This window comes from Shewanella sp. Koi 1, from assembly GCF_052907445.1.
Genome location: NZ_JBREJM010000001.1, coordinates 2,737,601 through 2,756,064, shown reverse-complemented (window position 1 = coordinate 2,756,064; position 18,464 = coordinate 2,737,601). Strand labels below are relative to the sequence as shown.

Annotated in this window: 14 protein-coding genes; 7 read left to right on the top strand and 7 right to left on the bottom strand. The window is 49.1% G+C overall.

Going from position 1 to position 18,464, the window contains the following annotated elements:
• The first annotated feature begins 98 nt into the window (after positions 1-98).
• The 6 genes from ppsA (at position 99) to ACUZ8J_RS12020 (ending at position 10,813) form a co-directional block, all read left to right on the top strand.
• Positions 99-2,468 carry a phosphoenolpyruvate synthase gene (gene ppsA / locus ACUZ8J_RS12045; RefSeq protein ID WP_446693944.1) on the top strand — a complete coding sequence of 790 codons (2,370 nt, stop codon included), beginning with the start codon at positions 99-101 and terminating at the stop codon, positions 2,466-2,468.
• Between the two features lie 99 nt (positions 2,469-2,567).
• Positions 2,568-5,609 carry a D-2-hydroxyglutarate dehydrogenase YdiJ gene (gene ydiJ, locus ACUZ8J_RS12040; protein WP_446693943.1) on the top strand — a complete coding sequence of 1,014 codons (3,042 nt, stop codon included), beginning with the start codon at positions 2,568-2,570 and terminating at the stop codon, positions 5,607-5,609.
• An 88-nt stretch (positions 5,610-5,697) separates the two neighbouring features.
• Positions 5,698-6,186 (top strand): DUF1285 domain-containing protein, encoded by a 489-nt coding sequence (locus ACUZ8J_RS12035; RefSeq protein WP_089067991.1) that lies wholly within the window; start codon positions 5,698-5,700, stop codon positions 6,184-6,186.
• Between the two features lie 138 nt (positions 6,187-6,324).
• Positions 6,325-6,756, top strand: coding sequence for a MarR family winged helix-turn-helix transcriptional regulator (locus ACUZ8J_RS12030; protein ID WP_086903580.1), 432 nt, complete (start codon positions 6,325-6,327; stop codon positions 6,754-6,756).
• 269 nt (positions 6,757-7,025) lie between these two features.
• The gene (locus tag ACUZ8J_RS12025) at positions 7,026-7,628 is read left to right on the top strand and encodes a hypothetical protein (RefSeq protein WP_446693942.1); all 603 of its coding nucleotides are present in this window, start codon (positions 7,026-7,028) and stop codon (positions 7,626-7,628) included.
• On the top strand, positions 7,580-10,813 hold the full coding sequence (locus tag ACUZ8J_RS12020) for a S8 family serine peptidase (protein WP_446693941.1): 3,234 nt from the start codon (positions 7,580-7,582) through the stop codon (positions 10,811-10,813). Before ACUZ8J_RS12025 ends, ACUZ8J_RS12020 begins: the two co-directional genes overlap by 49 nt.
• A gap of 62 nt (positions 10,814-10,875) precedes the next feature.
• Here ACUZ8J_RS12020 and ACUZ8J_RS12015 read toward each other — a convergent pair whose 3' ends face one another.
• Together ACUZ8J_RS12015 and ACUZ8J_RS12010 are read right to left on the bottom strand one after the other, a co-directional pair.
• The gene (locus ACUZ8J_RS12015) at positions 10,876-11,223 is read right to left on the bottom strand and encodes a hypothetical protein (protein WP_011622377.1); all 348 of its coding nucleotides are present in this window, start codon (positions 11,221-11,223) and stop codon (positions 10,876-10,878) included.
• 194 nt (positions 11,224-11,417) lie between these two features.
• Positions 11,418-12,452, bottom strand: a complete 1,035-nt coding sequence (locus ACUZ8J_RS12010) for a Glu/Leu/Phe/Val dehydrogenase dimerization domain-containing protein (RefSeq protein WP_011716761.1) — start codon at positions 12,450-12,452, stop codon at positions 11,418-11,420.
• 279 nt (positions 12,453-12,731) lie between these two features.
• On the opposite strand from ACUZ8J_RS12010, the gene ACUZ8J_RS12005 reads away from it, so the two are divergent.
• A complete protein-coding gene (locus tag ACUZ8J_RS12005; RefSeq protein ID WP_023265484.1) occupies positions 12,732-13,190 on the top strand; it encodes a DUF4826 family protein in 459 nt (152 codons plus the stop codon).
• A gap of 98 nt (positions 13,191-13,288) precedes the next feature.
• Here ACUZ8J_RS12005 and ACUZ8J_RS12000 read toward each other — a convergent pair whose 3' ends face one another.
• The 5 genes from ACUZ8J_RS12000 to ACUZ8J_RS11980 form a co-directional block, all read right to left on the bottom strand.
• Positions 13,289-14,428 carry a ribosomal protein uL16 3-hydroxylase gene (locus ACUZ8J_RS12000; protein WP_446693940.1) on the bottom strand — a complete coding sequence of 380 codons (1,140 nt, stop codon included), beginning with the start codon at positions 14,426-14,428 and terminating at the stop codon, positions 13,289-13,291.
• A 123-nt stretch (positions 14,429-14,551) separates the two neighbouring features.
• Complete coding sequence (purB, locus tag ACUZ8J_RS11995) at positions 14,552-15,922, bottom strand: adenylosuccinate lyase (RefSeq protein WP_109286182.1); 1,371 nt, start codon at positions 15,920-15,922, stop codon at positions 14,552-14,554.
• 29 nt (positions 15,923-15,951) lie between these two features.
• Entirely contained in the window at positions 15,952-16,569 is a 618-nt protein-coding gene (hflD, locus tag ACUZ8J_RS11990) for a high frequency lysogenization protein HflD (protein WP_055648405.1), read from the bottom strand.
• 3 nt (positions 16,570-16,572) lie between these two features.
• A complete protein-coding gene (mnmA, locus tag ACUZ8J_RS11985; protein ID WP_055648406.1) occupies positions 16,573-17,691 on the bottom strand; it encodes a tRNA 2-thiouridine(34) synthase MnmA in 1,119 nt (372 codons plus the stop codon).
• A gap of 221 nt (positions 17,692-17,912) precedes the next feature.
• Positions 17,913-18,404 carry an NUDIX hydrolase gene (locus ACUZ8J_RS11980; RefSeq protein WP_089067986.1) on the bottom strand — a complete coding sequence of 164 codons (492 nt, stop codon included), beginning with the start codon at positions 18,402-18,404 and terminating at the stop codon, positions 17,913-17,915.
• Between the last annotated feature and the right edge of the window lie 60 nt (positions 18,405-18,464).

The window sequence follows — 18,464 nt, the reverse complement described above, 5'->3', positions numbered from 1 at the left end:
CAAATAAAATTATAGATTTACGCTGCTTCGGCGGGAGTGTAAAATGCCGCTGCCCTCGTGTGAAGGGGCCACTGAAATAAACTTGCGGAGATAGAACTGTGCAGCAATACGTACTCTGGTATCAGGAATTAGGCATGGGTGACGTCAACTTGGTTGGCGGTAAAAATGCTTCTCTTGGCGAGATGATCAGCAATCTAGCTAATGCCGGTGTTCAAGTACCTGGCGGATTTGCGACTACTTCTTATGCGTTCAATGAGTTCCTTGAACAAAGTGGAGTAAACCAGAAAATTTATGACATCCTAGCAACATTGGATGTAGATGATGTCAATGCACTGGCACAAGTAGGTGCACAGATCAGACAATGGGTTATCGATACCCCGTTCCAACCAGCTCTAGAGCAAGCGATTCGTGAAGCTTACGACAAACTTGCCGCTGAAACGAGCGATGCATCATTCGCGGTGCGTTCTTCTGCTACCGCAGAAGACATGCCTGATGCTTCTTTTGCTGGTCAGCAAGAAACCTTCTTAAACGTGAAAGGATTTGACTCTGTACTCGTGGCGATTAAGCACGTGTTCGCGTCACTCTTTAACGACCGTGCAATTTCATACCGTGTTCACCAAGGTTATGAGCACCACGGCGTTGCCCTGTCTGCCGGCGTACAACGCATGGTTCGTTCAGACAAAGCGGCATCAGGTGTGATGTTCACCATGGACACTGAATCAGGCAACAACGATGTGGTGTTTATCACTTCATCTTTCGGTCTGGGTGAAATGGTTGTTCAAGGTGCGGTAAACCCTGACGAATTCTATGTTCACAAACCCATCCTTACTCAAGGCCATAAAGCCGTTGTTCGCCGTAATATCGGTAGCAAGCTCATCCAGATGGTTTATTCCGATGATGCTTCTCACGGCAAACAAGTGAAAATTGAAGACGTTGCTGCTGAAAAACGTCGTCAATTCTCTATCAACGACGCCGAAGTGATGGAATTGGCTAAACAAGCTATGGTTATCGAAAAACACTACGGTCGTCCAATGGACATCGAGTGGGCAAAAGACGGTAACGATGGCAAACTCTATATCGTTCAAGCGCGTCCAGAAACGGTTCGTAGCCGTGAAGACGTACAATTAATTGAACGTTACCACTTAAAGAGCCGTGGCGCGGTGATCTCTGAAGGTCGTGCTATCGGTCATAAAGTCGGTTCTGGTGTGGCTAAGGTATTAACTTCAATCGCTGACATGGATCAAATCCAACCTGGCGATGTGTTAGTGACCGACATGACTGACCCAGATTGGGAACCTATCATGAAGCGCGCCAGCGCCATCGTGACTAACCGTGGCGGCCGTACCTGTCACGCGGCGATTATTGCCCGTGAATTAGGTGTACCTGCGGTAGTAGGTTGTGGCGATGTGACCGACCGTATCAAAAATGGTCAGTTAGTGACTGTTTCTTGCGCCGAAGGTGACACTGGATACATCTACGAAGGTAAGCAAGAGTTCGAAGTGGTGTCTAACCGCGTTGACGCACTGCCTCCATTACCGATGAAAATCATGATGAACGTGGGTAACCCAGATCGCGCCTTTGACTTCGCTCGTTTACCAAACGAAGGTGTGGGTCTAGCGCGTTTAGAATTCATCATCAACCGCATGATCGGTATTCACCCGAAAGCGCTGCTTGAGTTCAACCAACAAGACGCTGCGCTGCAAGAAGAAATCAACGAGATGATCGCAGGTTACGACTCTCCAGTTGAGTTCTACATTGCCCGCTTAGTCGAAGGTATCGCCTCAATCGGTTCAGCTTTCTATCCGAAGAAAGTGATCGTGCGTATGTCAGACTTCAAGTCTAACGAATACGCTAACTTAGTCGGTGGTGACCGTTACGAGCCAGAGGAAGAAAACCCAATGTTGGGCTTCCGTGGTGCGAGCCGTTATATCTCTGAATCATTCCGCGATTGTTTCGCGTTAGAATGTGAAGCGATTAAGCGTGTGCGTAACGAAATGGGTCTGAAAAACGTTGAAGTGATGATCCCATTCGTCCGTACCGTGAAAGAAGCCGAGCAAGTGATTGAACTGCTGAAAGAGCAGGGCTTAGAGCGTGGTAAAGATGGTCTGCGCGTCATCATGATGTGTGAAGTACCTTCAAACGCGCTGTTAGCGGACCAATTCCTTGAGCACTTCGATGGTTTCTCTATCGGCTCAAACGACTTAACTCAGCTATCACTCGGTCTTGACCGTGACTCAGGCATCATCAGCCACCTGTTCGATGAGCGTAACGAAGCCGTTAAGATCCTACTGTCTATGGCCATTAAAGCGGCTAAGGCTAAGGGCGCTTACATCGGTATCTGTGGTCAAGGACCTTCAGATCACGCTGATTTCGCCGCTTGGTTAGTTGAGCAAGGCATCGATACTGTATCGTTAAACCCAGATACCGTGATTGATACTTGGTTGTATTTAGCCGAAGCGCACGCTTGATCTAGATTGTAATTTTATAAAGGTGTTAAAAAAGCCGCTTTTTAGCGGCTTTTTTTTGTTTATAATGGGCCGCATAACAATAATTGACTGAAGCCGCTCATGTTACCTCTGTTATCACACCAACAAACGTTAGAACCAGTCTATTTGGCCTATCTTGATGCCTTAGCGCAAAGTGGCTACGCCGGTGATATCGATAAGCGCTACAGCGCGCGCCTCGTGCAGGCCACGGATAACTCCGTGTACCAATTTTTGCCGCAGGCGGTGCTTTATCCCAAGCATCAAAAAGATATTCAGATTGCCTTGTCGCTGGCTGCAAAAGCAGAATATGCGGGTGTGACTTTTAGTGCTAGAGGCGGCGGTACGGGCACCAACGGCCAATCGCTGACCCATGGCTTGATCCTCGATGTGTCTCGCTACATGAATCGCGTATTAGAAGTGAACCCCGAGCAGGGCTGGGTACGCGTCGAGGCGGGTGTGGTCAAAGATGCGCTAAACGATGCGCTACGTCCCCACGGTTATTTTTTCAGTCCCGACCTCTCAACCTCTAACCGTGCCACTATCGGCGGCATGATTAATACCGATGCCTCTGGAGCGGGATCCTTAGTTTACGGTAAAACCTCTGATCACGTGCTGGCGCTGCGCAGCGTATTGATTGATGGCAGCGTATTCGACACTCGTCCCCTCGATGCGGGTCTGTTATGTAACCCCGATAACGTGAGCGATAATCCGCTCGGGCAAAAACTGATTTCGGCGATTGCCGAAGTGTGCCGCGAGAAGCGTGCGCTGATCGAACAACAATTTCCTAAGCTCAATCGTTTTTTAACCGGATATGACTTAAAGAATGTCTGGAACAACGGTTTAACCCAGTTCGATCTCTCGCGCATTTTAACGGGCTCTGAAGGCACGTTGGCGGTGATAACCGAAGCGAAACTCAACATTACGCCACTGCCGAGTGAGCGGGCGATGGTGAACATTAAGTACGACTCCTTTCAGTCTGCATTGCGCCATGCGCCATCCTTAGTGGCGGCGCGTGCCACTGTGGTCGAAACCGTGGACTCAAAAGTGCTTAACCTTGCCCGTGAGGACATTGTTTGGCATTCGGTTTCAGACCTTATTCAAGAAGTGCCGGGCAAAGTGATCGATGGCCTCAATATGGTTGAGTTTGCAGGTGATGCCGGTGAGGTGAGCGAAAAGCTTGCAGCACTCGAAGCCGTGCTGACCGAGCAAATCAGCCGTGGTGAGTGTGGTGTGGTTGGTTATCAAGTCACTCAAGATAAGGCCAGCATTGAGAAAATCTACGGCATGCGTAAAAAAGCCGTGGGCCTGCTCGGTGCTACCAAGGGACGTCGTAAACCCATTGCGTTTGCCGAAGATACGGCAGTGCCGCCCGAAATGCTTGCCGATTATATTATGGAGTTTCGCGCACTACTCGATAGTCACAATTTGCAATACGGCATGTTTGGTCATGTGGATGCGGGCGTGTTACACGTTAGGCCCGCGCTGGATATGTGCGATGTGGAAGATGAAAAACTGCTGAGGGTGATTTCCGATCAAGTCGCGGCACTGACACTCAAATATGGCGGTCTGATGTGGGGCGAGCACGGAAAGGGCGTGCGCGGCGAATATGGTCCATCGGTATTTGGTGACGAGCTTTATGGTGTGCTGCAAGACATTAAAGGCCTATTTGACCCTGATAATCGACTCAACCCAGGCAAATTAGTGGCGCCCAAGCAAGCGGGTGGCCTGTGTTTTGATGTGGACAGTACCAAGCGCGGCAAGTTTGACCGGCAAATTCCGGTCGAAGTGCGCGATGCCTATCCCGATGTGATGAGCTGTAACGGTAATGGCCTGTGCTTTAACTACAGCAGTTTCTCACCTATGTGTCCGTCATTTAAAGTGACGGGGGACAGAGTTCAGTCGCCTAAAGGTCGCGCGGGCTTGATGCGTGAGTGGCTGCGTTTACTCGAATCCGAAGGCGTCGATGTCAATGCGCTGGCCAGAGCTAAACCCTTAGGTATTTTGCAGCGCATGCAAAATACCATCAATGCGAAGCGCGATTACGATTATTCCCACGAAGTGATGGAATCGCTGAAGGGATGTTTGGCCTGTAAAGCTTGCTCGAGCCAATGTCCGGTGAAAGTGGATGTGCCTAAATTTAGGGCGCAGTTCTTTAATATTTACTATCAACGTTATCTGCGTCCGGCTAAAGATTATCTGGTGGCGGGCATCGAAGACAGTCTGCCCATTATGGCGGCGGCGCCAAGGCTGACCAATTTCGCCTCGCAGAACCCGCTCAGCCAATGGGTGATCAAAAAAGCCATCGGCTATGTGGATGCGCCGGCGCTGTCGGTGCCGACATTAAAACAACGACTCGATGGTCATGCGAGCCGTGGTTATGATCTAGCGGCATTGCAGGCCATCCCCGCCGATGAGCGCGCAAAATTTGTGTTAGTGGTGCAAGATCCGTTTAACAGTTTCTACGATGCTGGCTTGGTATATCGCTTTATCCAATTGATTGAAACGTTGGGATTAAAGCCTGTTCTATTACCCTTTAAACCCAATGGTAAACCGACCCATATTAAGGGGTTCTTGGATAAATTTGCCAAAACGGCGCAGTCGAGCGCGGATTTCTTAAACCAAGTGCATAAGTTAGGCATGCCTATGGTGGGAATCGATCCCGCCTTAGTGCTCTGTTATCGCGATGAATATAAAGAAATCTTAGGGGCGAATCGCGGCGCGTTTGAGGTGAAACTGGCTAACGAATGGCTGCTTAGCATTCTGCAGGATATTCCGACTAAGGCCATGCAAGATAAACAATTTACCTGGTTTAGCCATTGTACTGAGTCCACGGCTAAGCCTAATACCGCCAATGAGTGGAGCAAAATCTTCACTCACTTTGGCGCTAAATTAACCGCGGTGAATCTGGGCTGTTGCGGCATGGCGGGTACTTACGGCCATGAGGCTGAGAATCTTGAACGTTCTAAGGCCTTGTTTGATATGTCGTGGAAAGACACTTTAAGCAAGATAGACGCGTCGCAGGTGCTAGTCTCGGGCTACTCTTGTCGCAGCCAAGTGAAACGTTTCGCTGGTTACAAGCCAAAGCATCCATTAGAGGCTTTATTTGAGCTCGTTAAGGCGTAACGCAATTTTGTATTAGGGATTGGATAATCCCTACGGCAATGCCACACTAAACCAGTCGTCAGGCTGGTTTTTTTATTGAGGGGACGCTATGGAAAAACACACGGACAATGTTATCGACACGCTACAGGAATTCACCAGCAAGCCAGCGCCGGATGTCGTCACACAGCCAACGGCGCTGTGTAGTGAAGTCGCGTTATTTCGTATCCAACTCTCCGGTGACTGGATATATCAGGACAGCCCATTACCGACTAAGTTTGCTAAGTTATTTGCCAGTATTTTACATGGCATCGATGGCGAACATTTTCTGATCACGCCAGTTGAGAAGGTGCGAGTCGAGGTGGATGATGCGCCACTGTTGATTGTCGATTATGTGAAGGATGAGACCGCATCGGGTTTAACGCTGCGCAGCAGTATTGGTACCGAGCATTCTCTGGCGACACTCAATCATCTAAAGCTCACCGACTTTGGGATTTATCTGCCGCTAGAGCGCGGCCTATGGGGAAAATTGAGCCGTGCTTGTTACTATAATTTTGTGAATGAATTCAATTTACCCGACGACGAAGAGGCGGATGCGTAAAGATTTTGATTGCAATTACTTGGGCAAGCTGACTAGTTTATTACAGGTTAAGTGATAGTATTAAAACTGACCTCGGCCGATCCTTCTCGGGTTTGGGTCAGTGTTGTTGGGGCTAAATGGTGTTTTCGGAGGTGCTGTTTGAACCGCTATGAAAGCTTAGGCTATCTTGTTTCCCACTTGAATATTGAGCTGCAAAATGAGCTCGATATACAGCTGAAACGCTATCAGCTCGACATTAAGTTGTGGCCAGTGTTGTTTGCGCTTTGGCAGGAGGAGGGGATCTCTCAGACCGAGCTGTCTAAGCGTTGCGATGTGGCCAACTATACCATGACCCGTTTGCTCGATCAGTTGCAGGTTCAGGGATTGATCACCCGTCACCAAGAGCTCGATAACCGCCGTGCATTCCAGATTTTCCTCACCGATGAGGCTAAGGCGCTGGAGCAGGATTTGATCCGTGAGGCTGAGCGAGTCAATGAAAAATACCTGTCCAATCTGACTGAAGAGGAGCGCCAGCAGTTTATGCGCTTACTCAATAAGATAAATCGTTTACCTTCAATCACAGCCTTGTGATTTCAAGCTTCAAGCATTCGACATTGCGTTTAAGCTGCATTTCGTCTTTCCTACAATTTTCACACTCTATCTTTCCCCAGCGTAATGGCCACAAGCCATACTCTGGGCATTGCTATTTTAGCTTGGCAGTACAAATTGCTACCCGAGGATTGTTGCAAGAATGTTTCATGGAACGTCATCTTGTTGTGTTGGAAGCAAGCATTCCAAGATAACAAACGTTGCTTAAATTTATTTGAGCAATCATAAGGTGATTTTTCAGGGAATATGAAATGAAACAACTTTTTAAGCGCAGTCGTATTGCAGCGACTTGCCTGATGGCAATGGGTTTTACCCTCAGTTATTCAACCTTGGCTGAAGATAATGTGGCGCTGATGGAAGCGCAATCTGGCACCATACAATTTACCTTGATCACCGGCGAGGTGGTCACGGCCGTTGCGCGGGCCGATGGCTCACTCGGCGGGATTCGCCTGCTCGGCGAAAACGGTGCAGAGGTGATAACCAGCCTCTTCCAAAATCAGAATGGTCAATATCTTATCACTCCAAAGGCGCAAAAATGGGTAGAGTCCCATACTGTCGACATCGAGCTGTTTAACATCTCTAAGCTCCATGCGGCGGGTTATGATGATGCCTCCACCGATAAATTGCCGGTTATTATCGAATACCGTGATGGCACCCTAGCTGGTTCTGCTGTACCTAATCCCATTGAAGGGGCTACCTTAACCGATGAGATTGAACTTATCGACAGCGCTGCTTTTGGGATCAGCAAACAACAAGCCGCCAAAGTATGGGAAACCTTAAGTACCGATGATGCGGTGAAGTCGGTATGGAAGATGCGGTTGTGCATGCCCATAAGGATACGACTAGCGGGATAAATGCGCTGTCAAACCTGACCCCAACCGTGCCATTAACCGGTGCGTATGGCAATTTAGCCAAGGCATTTAATGGCCAAGGTGTCACCGTGGCCGTGCTTGATACTGGCTACGATGTGCAGCATGGCGACTTGGCGGGCCAAGTTGTGCAGAGCAAAGACTTTACTTATTCCAGCAATGGCGTCGATGATCTTAACGGCCATGGTACACACACTGCAGCCACTATCGCGGGGACGGGTGTGGAATCTAATGGTCGCTGGGCGGGTATGGCGCCTGGTGCCAAATTGCTGGTGGGCAAGGTACTGACAAACTCAGGTTCAGGCTCGACAAGTGGGATCTTGAGTGGCATGCAATGGGCCGTGGCTCAAGGCGCCGATGTGGTTAGTATGTCATTAGGCGGCAGTGGCACCAGTTGTACAGGACCACTTGTCGACATGGTTGAAGCTTTGAGTGATAAGGCGTTGTTCGTGGTTTCTGCGGGCAATAGTTTTACCCGTGAGACCGTGGGGATCCCAGGATGTGCCCCGAGTGCGTTAACCGTGGGAGCCGTTGACCGCGATAATCACACCGCATCTTTCTCATCCCGTGGCCCTTCACCTGATGGCCATTCTGCGAAACCCGATATCGCATCCCAAGGTGTGGATGTCGTCTCTGCGGCCTCGGGAGGATTTGGGGCGACGGCTTATCGCGCCCTGTCGGGAACATCCATGTCGGCGCCCCATGTGTCTGGCGGCGCGGCCATTGTGATGCAAGCTAGACCCGAACTGACACCCCGCCAAGTGAAAGAAGTGCTGACTTCCTCTGTGGTTCCGACCGATGCCCATGTGCTAGAACAAGGCGCAGGTCCTATGGATGTTAATCGCGCTGTAGGACAAAGCATTATCGCGCCGCCGAATATGGAGCTCGGCTCCTTTGCCTATGATCAGGATATTGGCGTGACAGAAAAAACCATTAGTCTACGCAATTTATCCGACAAGGATATCAGCCTTAAGCTGAAAATGAGCTTGATAGGTGAGGACGGTAAGACGCGCATGCCAGCAACCCTAGCGGGGCTTAGCGTCAACAGCATTAACGTGCCAGCCAATGGAAGTGCTGAAATCCCAGTGTGGATTGACTCGAGTGTGGCACTGCGCAGTGGCGCCTATGGCACTATCACTGGGCGTATTGAAGGCACCACTACAGGCAAATCGAATGAGCGCGTCACAGTGCCGATTTCATTTTGGATCCAACCGCCGCAAGTCAATTTGAGCTTCAGTGTCACCGATATGCGTGGCAAAGCCGCTTCTTCTCCCTCGAAAGTCTACTTGATGAACGAAGAAGATGATTGGGGACAAGCCGTTACGCTCAGAAATGGTCAGGCAAGCCTCTCTGTTCCTGAGGGCAATTACACTATCGTTGCTAACATCATGACCTACGATAATGACTCAACAACCTCTGGGTTAGTGGAGTCGGCCACCCAAATGGCGGTGCTGGATCGTAAAGTGAGCCAAGATACCCTGATTGAGTTCGACGCCCGCAATGCCGAAAAACTCGAGTTCAAGGCGAGCAAACCTTTGGCACCCCAAGGCTATGCGTTTGGCTTTACCTATGCGCTGGATGATAACAAAGTGGCGAAATTAGCCGCGATGGAGTTAGCGCCTGATTATGTGAAAGACATCTACACTTGGTCGCAGGGACATGATGATAGGTTCCGCTCGTTTGTCACCACCCGCGCCTTTGCTCCCGAAACCGTGCTCACCATGCAAAATGGCGAAGTGCTCGATTATAACAAGCAGGGCTTAGCCTTATCCTTTGATGGTAAAGGCAGTGCAGAAGTCGTGCCCGTTGGCGACGCGGGTTACAGCACCGACTGGACTCAGTTTGACTTAACGGGCCGTATTGCGTTGATTGGCAACCCTAATTATCTGACATCTTACATGGTGGCGAATGCCCTTAAAAACGGGGCGATTGGGGTTATCTTCTATCGTCCTGGTCAACATGGTCGTTATAAGGGGACGATTTCTGGCACGCCACGTATCCCCGCTGTTGGGATCAGTTCGGAGCAGGGTGAAGCCCTGTTAGCTCAGATTGAAGCGGGTAACAATATCGTCAGTTGGTCAGGTACGGCTGCGGAGCGAACGCCTTATGCCTACTCCATTAACCATATCACCGACGGGCGTATCAATGGTGGGCAAGTGGTGTTGCAAGAGCAAAAAATGCAGCGCATTCGTGCCAGCTATCATTCGCAAAATGATCAGCGCCCCATTTGGACCGATATGATGGCGATGACCAACAGCACCGGAGAGTTTTACTCAACCGGTAGCTCACAAATGGTGATGACGCCTGTGGTGCGCGACGAGTACTACACGGCAACCAGCAAAAACATGTGGACTAACATTGTGATGCCCGGTATTCAGTTATCGACGGACGGCGGCTATTTTGATGGTCCAAGAATGATGACCGAAGGCACGGTTGAGACCACCTCTTGGCTAAAAGGCCCCAAGGCGGGGAGTTTGCTCACCAATGGTGGCGCCATTGCCAATCGTGATACTAACACTATCGACTTAAGCATAGTGCGGTTTGGCGATGCTGCAGGGCATGATGGCACGGGCGGGTATAATTCACAGTCGCTCTACGGACTCAAAGTGAATGGCCAGAGCACTTACTTAGACAGTGGGGTGTTTACGCTCCCCGATACCAATGCGCAAGTGGAGTTAGAAGTACGCTCCTACGCCCGTGGTGTGGGCAATAGCTCACCGGTGAAGGACAATCTCGGCTCCTTCTATCAAGGGATTTATCAATTCAGCACAGACTCGAGTAAACAGGGCCGCCAAGCGGTGCTCACTCCTAAGCTCGACATTCCAGTGGCGATAGATAATACCTTGGCTGCAGGCGTACCTGTCGATGTGAAACTCTCTGCGGTGATGGATGGTGCGGCGCAGGTGGATTTATCCGATGTCACGCTGCAATACGGTTATGGTCAGGAATGCTCGCTTGCGGCGATTTCTGTCTCGATTTATTGCCCTGTATCGGCAAAGTTTGCCGAAAGCGCTTGGAAAACCGCAGAAGTGAAATGGGTTAACGGTGAGTGGGTTGCCACAATCCCGAACGATTCCACAGCTGGTAATTTTGTTCACTTACGTGTGCAGATGAGTGATGGTAGTAGCGAAGCGAAACAAACCATGATGCGGGTGTATATGTTGAAGTAACACGCTTTTGTGAGCCAGTAAAACCGCGACTAGCCACGCTAGTGGCGGTTTTTATTTGGCAATTACAATGGCAGGAGGAGCATGAGTAGCACTAGACTTGAGCCGAGCAATAATCCCTGTTGCAACAGTCGCTGGCATTGCAGCAAATTATTTTTGCCTTGTTTTAAACTGGTAATAAGTTGATTGTGTTTATAAATTCGGCAAGTCAACTCATCGGTTTGAGGGTCGATAAACAACTTGAAACTGCATTGATGGCCATCATTGAGCTGCACTTTATGTATACTGTTAGGGCCAAAGTTAAACTTGCGCGACACCATTTGCCCATTCACGAACACCCGTTCAATTCCAAACCAATCACTGGCCTGTAGCTCAACCGAGTCCTGATTTAACTCGTACTTAAAACTGACCATATGCAATCCCTTCACTGACAGACGAGTGATTAATTCAAGCAGAGGCACATAGGCTTTTCCACTACAGAAAAGTGAATTTTACGTGGCGTTTTGGTATCTGATTGGTATTGAGAGGAATTTATTTTTTAGCTGGATAAGCGAAGTGAGGGAAGTGGTAGAGGCGGACAACGCGCTGTTGTCCGCCTACAGCATGATTATGCTTTTGCTGCTTGATAAATGGCACGGGCCATTTCGTCAGCAACCGCAGCAGTAGTACGGTTTTCAGCATCGGCTTTAGTGAAAATCTTCAGCAGAGTGTTGTAGATTTCTCTGACCTTAGCTTCTGATTTTGCCGCGTCATAGTCTTTTTCAAATGAGACGTTGATGATACCGCCAGCGTTAATCACATAGTCTGGAGCATACAGAATGCCCATTTCTTTTAGCTGCTCGCCATGGCGGACTTCGGCTAATTGGTTGTTGGCACAACCGGCAACAATCTTAGCTTTAAGCTGTGGCAGAGTGACATCGTTTAGGGTGGCACCTAATGCACATGGCGCATAGACATCAACGTCTTGGGCATAGATATCCTGTGGGGCAACGACGATAGCACCAAAGTCGGTAGCCACTTTGTCGAGTGAAGCTTGGTGAATATCGGTGACGATAAGCTCAGCACCTTCTTCATGCAGGTGTTTACACAGGTAGTAACCTACATGGCCCACACCTTGAACGGCAATCTTAAGGCCTTTTAAGCTGTCTAAACCCAGTTTGTGTTTAACGGCAGCTTTGATGCCTAAATAGGTGCCTAATGCTGTAAAGGGCGATGGATCGCCGCTCTTGCCTTCAAGACCCGCCATGTATGGGGTTTCTTGATGAGCGATCATGATATCCGCTGTTGTGGTACCTACGTCTTCGGCTGAATAGTAACGTCCACCTAGGCTATTGATAAAACGGCCAAACGCACGGAAGAGGGCTTCGCGATCAGGGCGCTTAGGATCGGCAATAATCACTGACTTACCACCGCCCATGGTTAAACCAGCAAGGGCGTTTTTGTACGTCATACCGCGGGAGAGGCGTAATACGTCTGTCAGGGCTTCATCGTCGGATTGGTAGTTCCACATCCGGCAACCACCCACAGCAGGACCTAAATTGGTGTTATGGATGGCAACGATGGCTTTTAAGCCACTCTCTTTATCATGACAGAATACGACCTGTTCATGCTCATCAAAGGATACATGATTAAATACAGCCACGTGAAGTTCTCCGCTATACACAATAAAACGTCGATGGAATCACTTCCCATCGACAGCTCGTTATATTTATTGCAGAACCATAGCATTTAGCGATACTCTCAACCATGCATAATGACCGAATAAATAGATTATTTGTGGCAATCTAGCTTTCCACTTTACGTAAACGTAAGGTTTTTAGTGTGAAACCAGTTTTTACTGGGATAATCTCAGACATTAGAACGATTCGCGTGCTGTCCCAAGAATGAAAGCCGCGTAATAACAATAAGATAGGACGGAAGTATGACTGAACAAGCTGTCGACCAGGCTCAACCAACAATCTCTCCAGAAGAAATGGAGAAAATGCGCCAAGAGTGGGTCAGAACTCAATTCCAAAAGGCGAACCGTTTTTTAGCGGAAAAAGGGGTGATCCCAAGTAAAGTGTTAGCCGACGAGAGCCGTTATCTGGCGCCTTATTTAGCGATTTGGAAAATGGAATCTAAGCGTCCTTCGGCCAAAACCTATTGGGTGATGTCTGGCGATTTACCGTCGGATTTCGTCGATGTCAAAGTCGCGAAAACGGCGCGTGATGCGATTCGTCATTTCTCTATGATGTGGCAGATGCAGGCCGAAAATTTAATCCGTTCAGGCGCGGTTCAACGCGATGCGACGCAGGCAAAATTTGCGCAATTATTAGTCTCACGTGCTGAGAGCCTGTATCGGATGCACAATGACGAAAAGCTTTGGAATACCAATGCTTAATCTTGTGTAATGGTAAAAAATTAAAGGCACTCAGTAGAGTGCCTTTATTGTTTTAGGTGACGCTAATCTGTCGACCTAACGCAGTAGTGCGCTAAGGCTTAAGCTTCATCATCACTTAAATAATATAAGCCTTGATTGATAAGCTGGAGCAGTAGCGCTTGCACTTCGGCATATTCACACAGTGCCATGGCGCTGTCGCTATCAAAGCTAACATGGTCGCTTAATTGAGTTAACACGGCTTCTGGTGTATTGGGTAGCTCATAAATTTCGCCATTGATGAATAAGCGAGATTGAGTGTCGTTCTCTAAACGCAGCACTTTTAAGCCGCCGATGCGATTAACGCCAGCGCCTTGCTCGAAGGCATCCTGCAGATCGTCGGCGTTATAGGCTTCTTCACCCTCACAAATATCCAGTTCAAAACGGTTTTGACTCAACAGTTTACCCAGCACTACTTGGTAGCTTGTTGGATCTTGGGCGAGCTGACTTAACAGTGACATGATCCCGAGTTGATGATCTTGACTGATCACGCCAGGATTCGCAGGCTCAGTTGCAGAGGTAAAACGCTGCTGACCTAAGTTATTGTCGAGCAGGTAATCGGCAACTTCACTGGCGAGTTCTTGTTGGCTCGGCGCGCGGTAACCAATTGAATAGCTCAATGCTAGCGTTAAGGTTTCGCCGCAGTGTGGGAATCCTGGCGGAATATACAGCATATCGCCTTTTTCTAATACCACGTCGATGATAGGCTCGAAGTCTTCCACCAGTGGCGAGTTCGGGTTACCGCCACGGCGTTGTTGCGGCGTATTAGCACCCACAGTCCAACGACGCTCGCCTTCACCTTGGATGATAAACACATCGTAGTTATCAACGTGTGGACCGACACCGCCACTTGGCGTTGCGAATGACACCATCAAATCATCGAATCGCCAGTCGGGCAGAAAACGAAACGCTTCCACTAATGGCTGAGAGTCCGGATACCAATGGTTTACGGCTTGCACCAGTAATTGCCAGTGGGTTTCACCGTAATTATCGTAATCCTCGAACGGGCCTTGGATCACTTCCCAGTTGTCTTTTTGAGTGACCACAATGCGCGAGGTGATTTCTTCTTCACAGGCAAGGCCTGCAAGCTCATCTGCGCTGATCGGATCTTCAAAGTCAGGGAAGGCACCCTTGATGACTACAGGTTTTTGTTGCCAGTGTTCCTTGAGGAACTGGGCGATATCGAGATTGAGTGTATACATAGTGTCAAAAAAGGCGACTACATCGAATGTAACCGCCTTAATCCTTATTTATGGCTGATAAACAATATCAGCTCGCGCATGTTTGCTATTGCGACTTAGCAAACTTCGCTGAGCTAAAAAATATTAGTTAAGCTCGTCGACGAAAGCTTCAGCACGGCCAATGTAGTTGGCTGGCGTCATCTTCTTCAGCTCTGCTTTCACGTCTTCAGGCAGGGCTAAACCGTCGATGAATACTGCTAATTGCTGGGCATCGATACGCTTACCACGAGTCAGTTCTTTTAACTTCTCGTAAGGCTTTTCAATACCATAGCGACGCATAACGGTTTGTACTGGCTCGGCTAGGACTTCCCAGTTTTGGTCGAGTTCGGCACGTAAATGCTCTTCGTTCACTTGTAACTTGCTGATGCCTTTTAAGGTGGCTTGGTAGGCGATCAGCGAGTGGGCAATACCCACGCCCAAGTTACGCAGTACGGTTGAGTCGGTCAGGTCACGTTGCCATCTTGATACTGGCAGCTTAGACGCTAAATGTTGCATCAGTGCGTTAGCAATTCCAAGGTTACCTTCAGAGTTTTCAAAGTCGATTGGGTTGACTTTGTGTGGCATGGTTGATGAACCAATTTCACCCGCAACGGTACGTTGCTTGAAGTGACCAAGGGCAATGTAACCCCAAACGTCACGGTCGAAGTCAATCAAGATAGTGTTGAAACGCGCGATAGCATCAAACAGTTCGGCGATGTAATCGTGTGGCTCGATTTGTGTGGTGTAAGCGTTCCAGTGTAGGCCTAAGCTGGTAACAAAACGCTCTGACAATGCATGCCAGTTCACTTCTGGGTAAGCAGATAAGTGAGCGTTGTAGTTACCTACGGCGCCGTTAATTTTACCCATGACTTCAACAGCTGCGATTTGCTTGATTTGGCGCTCTAAACGTACCGCAACGTTGGCCATTTCTTTACCTAAAGTTGAAGGCGAAGCGGGTTGACCGTGGGTGCGTGACATCAATGGCACTGAGCGGTATTCAACGGCCAGTTTTTTGATGGCGCTGAGCAGTTCATTGCAGTATGGCAGAACCACTTGCTCACGGGCTTCGGTCAACATTAAGCCGTGGCTTAGGTTGTTGATGTCTTCAGAGGTACAGGCGAAGTGAACAAATTCACCCACAGCGGCGAGTTCGGCGTTGTCTGCGATTTTTTCTTTGATGAAGTATTCAACCGCTTTTACGTCGTGGTTGGTGGTGCTTTCAATGGCTTTCACGCGTAGCGCATCTTGCTCGCTGAAATTGTCTTTAATTGCATCTAACACCGCGATAGCAGACTCGCTCAGTGGCGGCACTTCGGTGATTTCTGGGCAATCGGCGAGTAATTTTAACCAGTTGATTTCAACTTGAACACGGTACTTAGTAAGACCGAACTCGCTGAAAATCCCTCGCAATGACGCTGTTTTACTACCGTAACGGCCGTCTACCGGAGAGATAGCAGTTAGTGCGGAAAGATCCATGTGAAGCTCCTTGATGAAAACTTATTTTATTATAGGGTAAGACTTTTCTTGGCTGTGTCTATGATGGCTTTACGGGCGAAGACTAAGTGTCGACGTTTACCGCCCAGTTGTCGCCATAACACTGCGCTGCGCATGGCTGCGAGCAGCAGGGCGCGAATTTTGTGTTGTACTATTGGACGTTGCAGGCACAGCGGATTACCTGAGATCTGAATCTTAGGTCCAAGATTACTGATAATGTCGCTATAAATACTGGCCAGATTGGCAATGACTTGCTCGTCGGTGATCGCAAAATGATGTAGCTGGCGATTCACTTGATTAATACGTTCGGCAAGCATGGCTAAGCCGCTGTTAGAACGGGTTAATTTACGTTCAAGCGCCAAAATACCGACCAGATAGCGGGTGATTTCCACATCTTTTTGACTGCTGTCGCCCAGTTGGTTTAACACCAACTTATAACCTTTGTGCAGCGCGGCCTTGTCTTGATAGACATCGGCGACGCTTTCAGGGTTGGTCACTAAAATGGTGTTTAAACTGGTCGCCAGCTCATCAGTGTCACTCTCACCATGACGGGCTAAATGCTGAACTTGCGCAATGGCCTGCAGTATTCCTGCAAAGGCCATCGTGCGATTATGGAGCTGCTCGTTCACGGCTTATCCTCGGATCAGTTGATCGATAATCCCGCCACCTAGGCACACTTCGCCATCGTAGAATACCGCTGATTGGCCAGGCGTCACGGCGGCAACAGGCTCGTCAAACACCACCTTGAGGGTATTGTCATCAAGATAGGTGAGGGTGCAGGGGATATCCTGCTGGCGGTAGCGGGTTTTCACCACAATCTGGCTGCCTTCGGCGGGGCCTTTGCGGTCGACCCAATGCAATTGATTGACGAACATGCCGTTTGACATCAAACGTGGGTGATGCCCACCTTGGCCAACCACTAAGACATTACGTTTTAAATCTTTATCCACCACGTACCAAGGATCGTCATTGCTGTTTTTCATGCCGCCAATACCCAGACCCTTACGTTGGCCTAAGGTGTGGTACATCAAGCCTTGGTGCTTACCAATCACTTCGCCTTCGGCGGTTTCGATATTGCCCGGTTGCGCCGGTAAGTAATTGCCTAAGAATTCAGTGAATTTACGTTCACCGATAAAGCAAATGCCGGTGCTGTCTTTCTTATCATGGGTAATTAAGCCCATTTTTTTAGCGATTTCACGCACTTCATGCTTTTCGAGTTCACCAACGGGGAACAGGCTACGCGCCACTTGTTCATGGCTTAAGGTATACAGGAAGTAGCTCTGATCCTTGTTGTTATCGACTCCGCGCAGCATTTGCGTGGTGCCATCGGCATTATCGCGGCGGCGCACATAGTGACCCATGGCGATGTAGTCGGCGTCGAGGATATCGTCGGCAAAGTCTAAAAAGGCTTTAAATTTGATTTCTTTGTTGCACATGATATCGGGGTTAGGGGTACGACCCGCCTTGTATTCGGCGAGGAAGTACTCGAACACATTGTCCCAATATTCGGCGGCAAAGTTGACCGTGTGCAGTTTGATCCCAAGCTTGTCGCAAACGGCTTGAGCATCCTTTAAATCTTCGGCGGCCGCGCAATACTCGTCGTTGTCATCTTCTTCCCAGTTCTTCATGAAAAGGCCTTCAACCTGATAGCCTTGCTGCATAAGCAAATAGGCTGAAACAGATGAATCAACACCGCCGGACATGCCGACAATGACTTTTTTTCCTGTATGAGTGGGTTCGATTGATGTCATAGATCCTAAAAACCATTGAGTATATGTATTGGTTAGCCGTGAGAATGACTCACCTTGGTGGGCCACTCTCACGTTAAAATCTGCGTCTTCGCTTAGACTGTGTTTGATGGCAGACAAGCGGGCGATTCATCGAGCGAGTGTTTGCTAAAACAGCGCTTAAATGCCGTGTTGAATCGCGAATTTACGCGGGGGCGTATTCTATCACGCCTTGTCGCTTGGGGCTATCTTTGACATCCCGTTAGACGCTGACTATTGAGTAATTCGAGGGAGTAGGTTTGCCCCTGTTGCTGCTGATGGCGGTAATCCCTAAGGCAATCGAGCACCAATGGGCTACGAAGCTGCTCCATTTTGGCTTCGATTTGCTCAAAGCTCAGCCAATGGGCGGCATCGATATCCGCATCCTGTGGCTGAGGGGGGAGCAGTGCATCGACTTGTACGAAAAAGGTAAAGCGCACAAAAGCGAGGGCTTCACTGGCACTAAACTGATAAATCCCCACTAAGCCTTGGGGTTCGAGATCCAGCCCCGTTTCTTCGAGCACTTCGCGTTTACAGGCTTGGATCAGACTCTCATTCGCTTCTAAATGTCCGGCGGGCTGGTTAAAGCGCTGCTCGCCATCGATCCACTCTTCCACTAACAGATACTTATCTGCGGTAGGCGCGTGGATAATACAGGCAACAGTTACATTGGGTTTGTATCTGAGTTTTTCTGCCACGCTAATCACCTTTTTATCTGTTGGTTGGGCACAGTGACATCCTGTTTATTGCTCTCACGG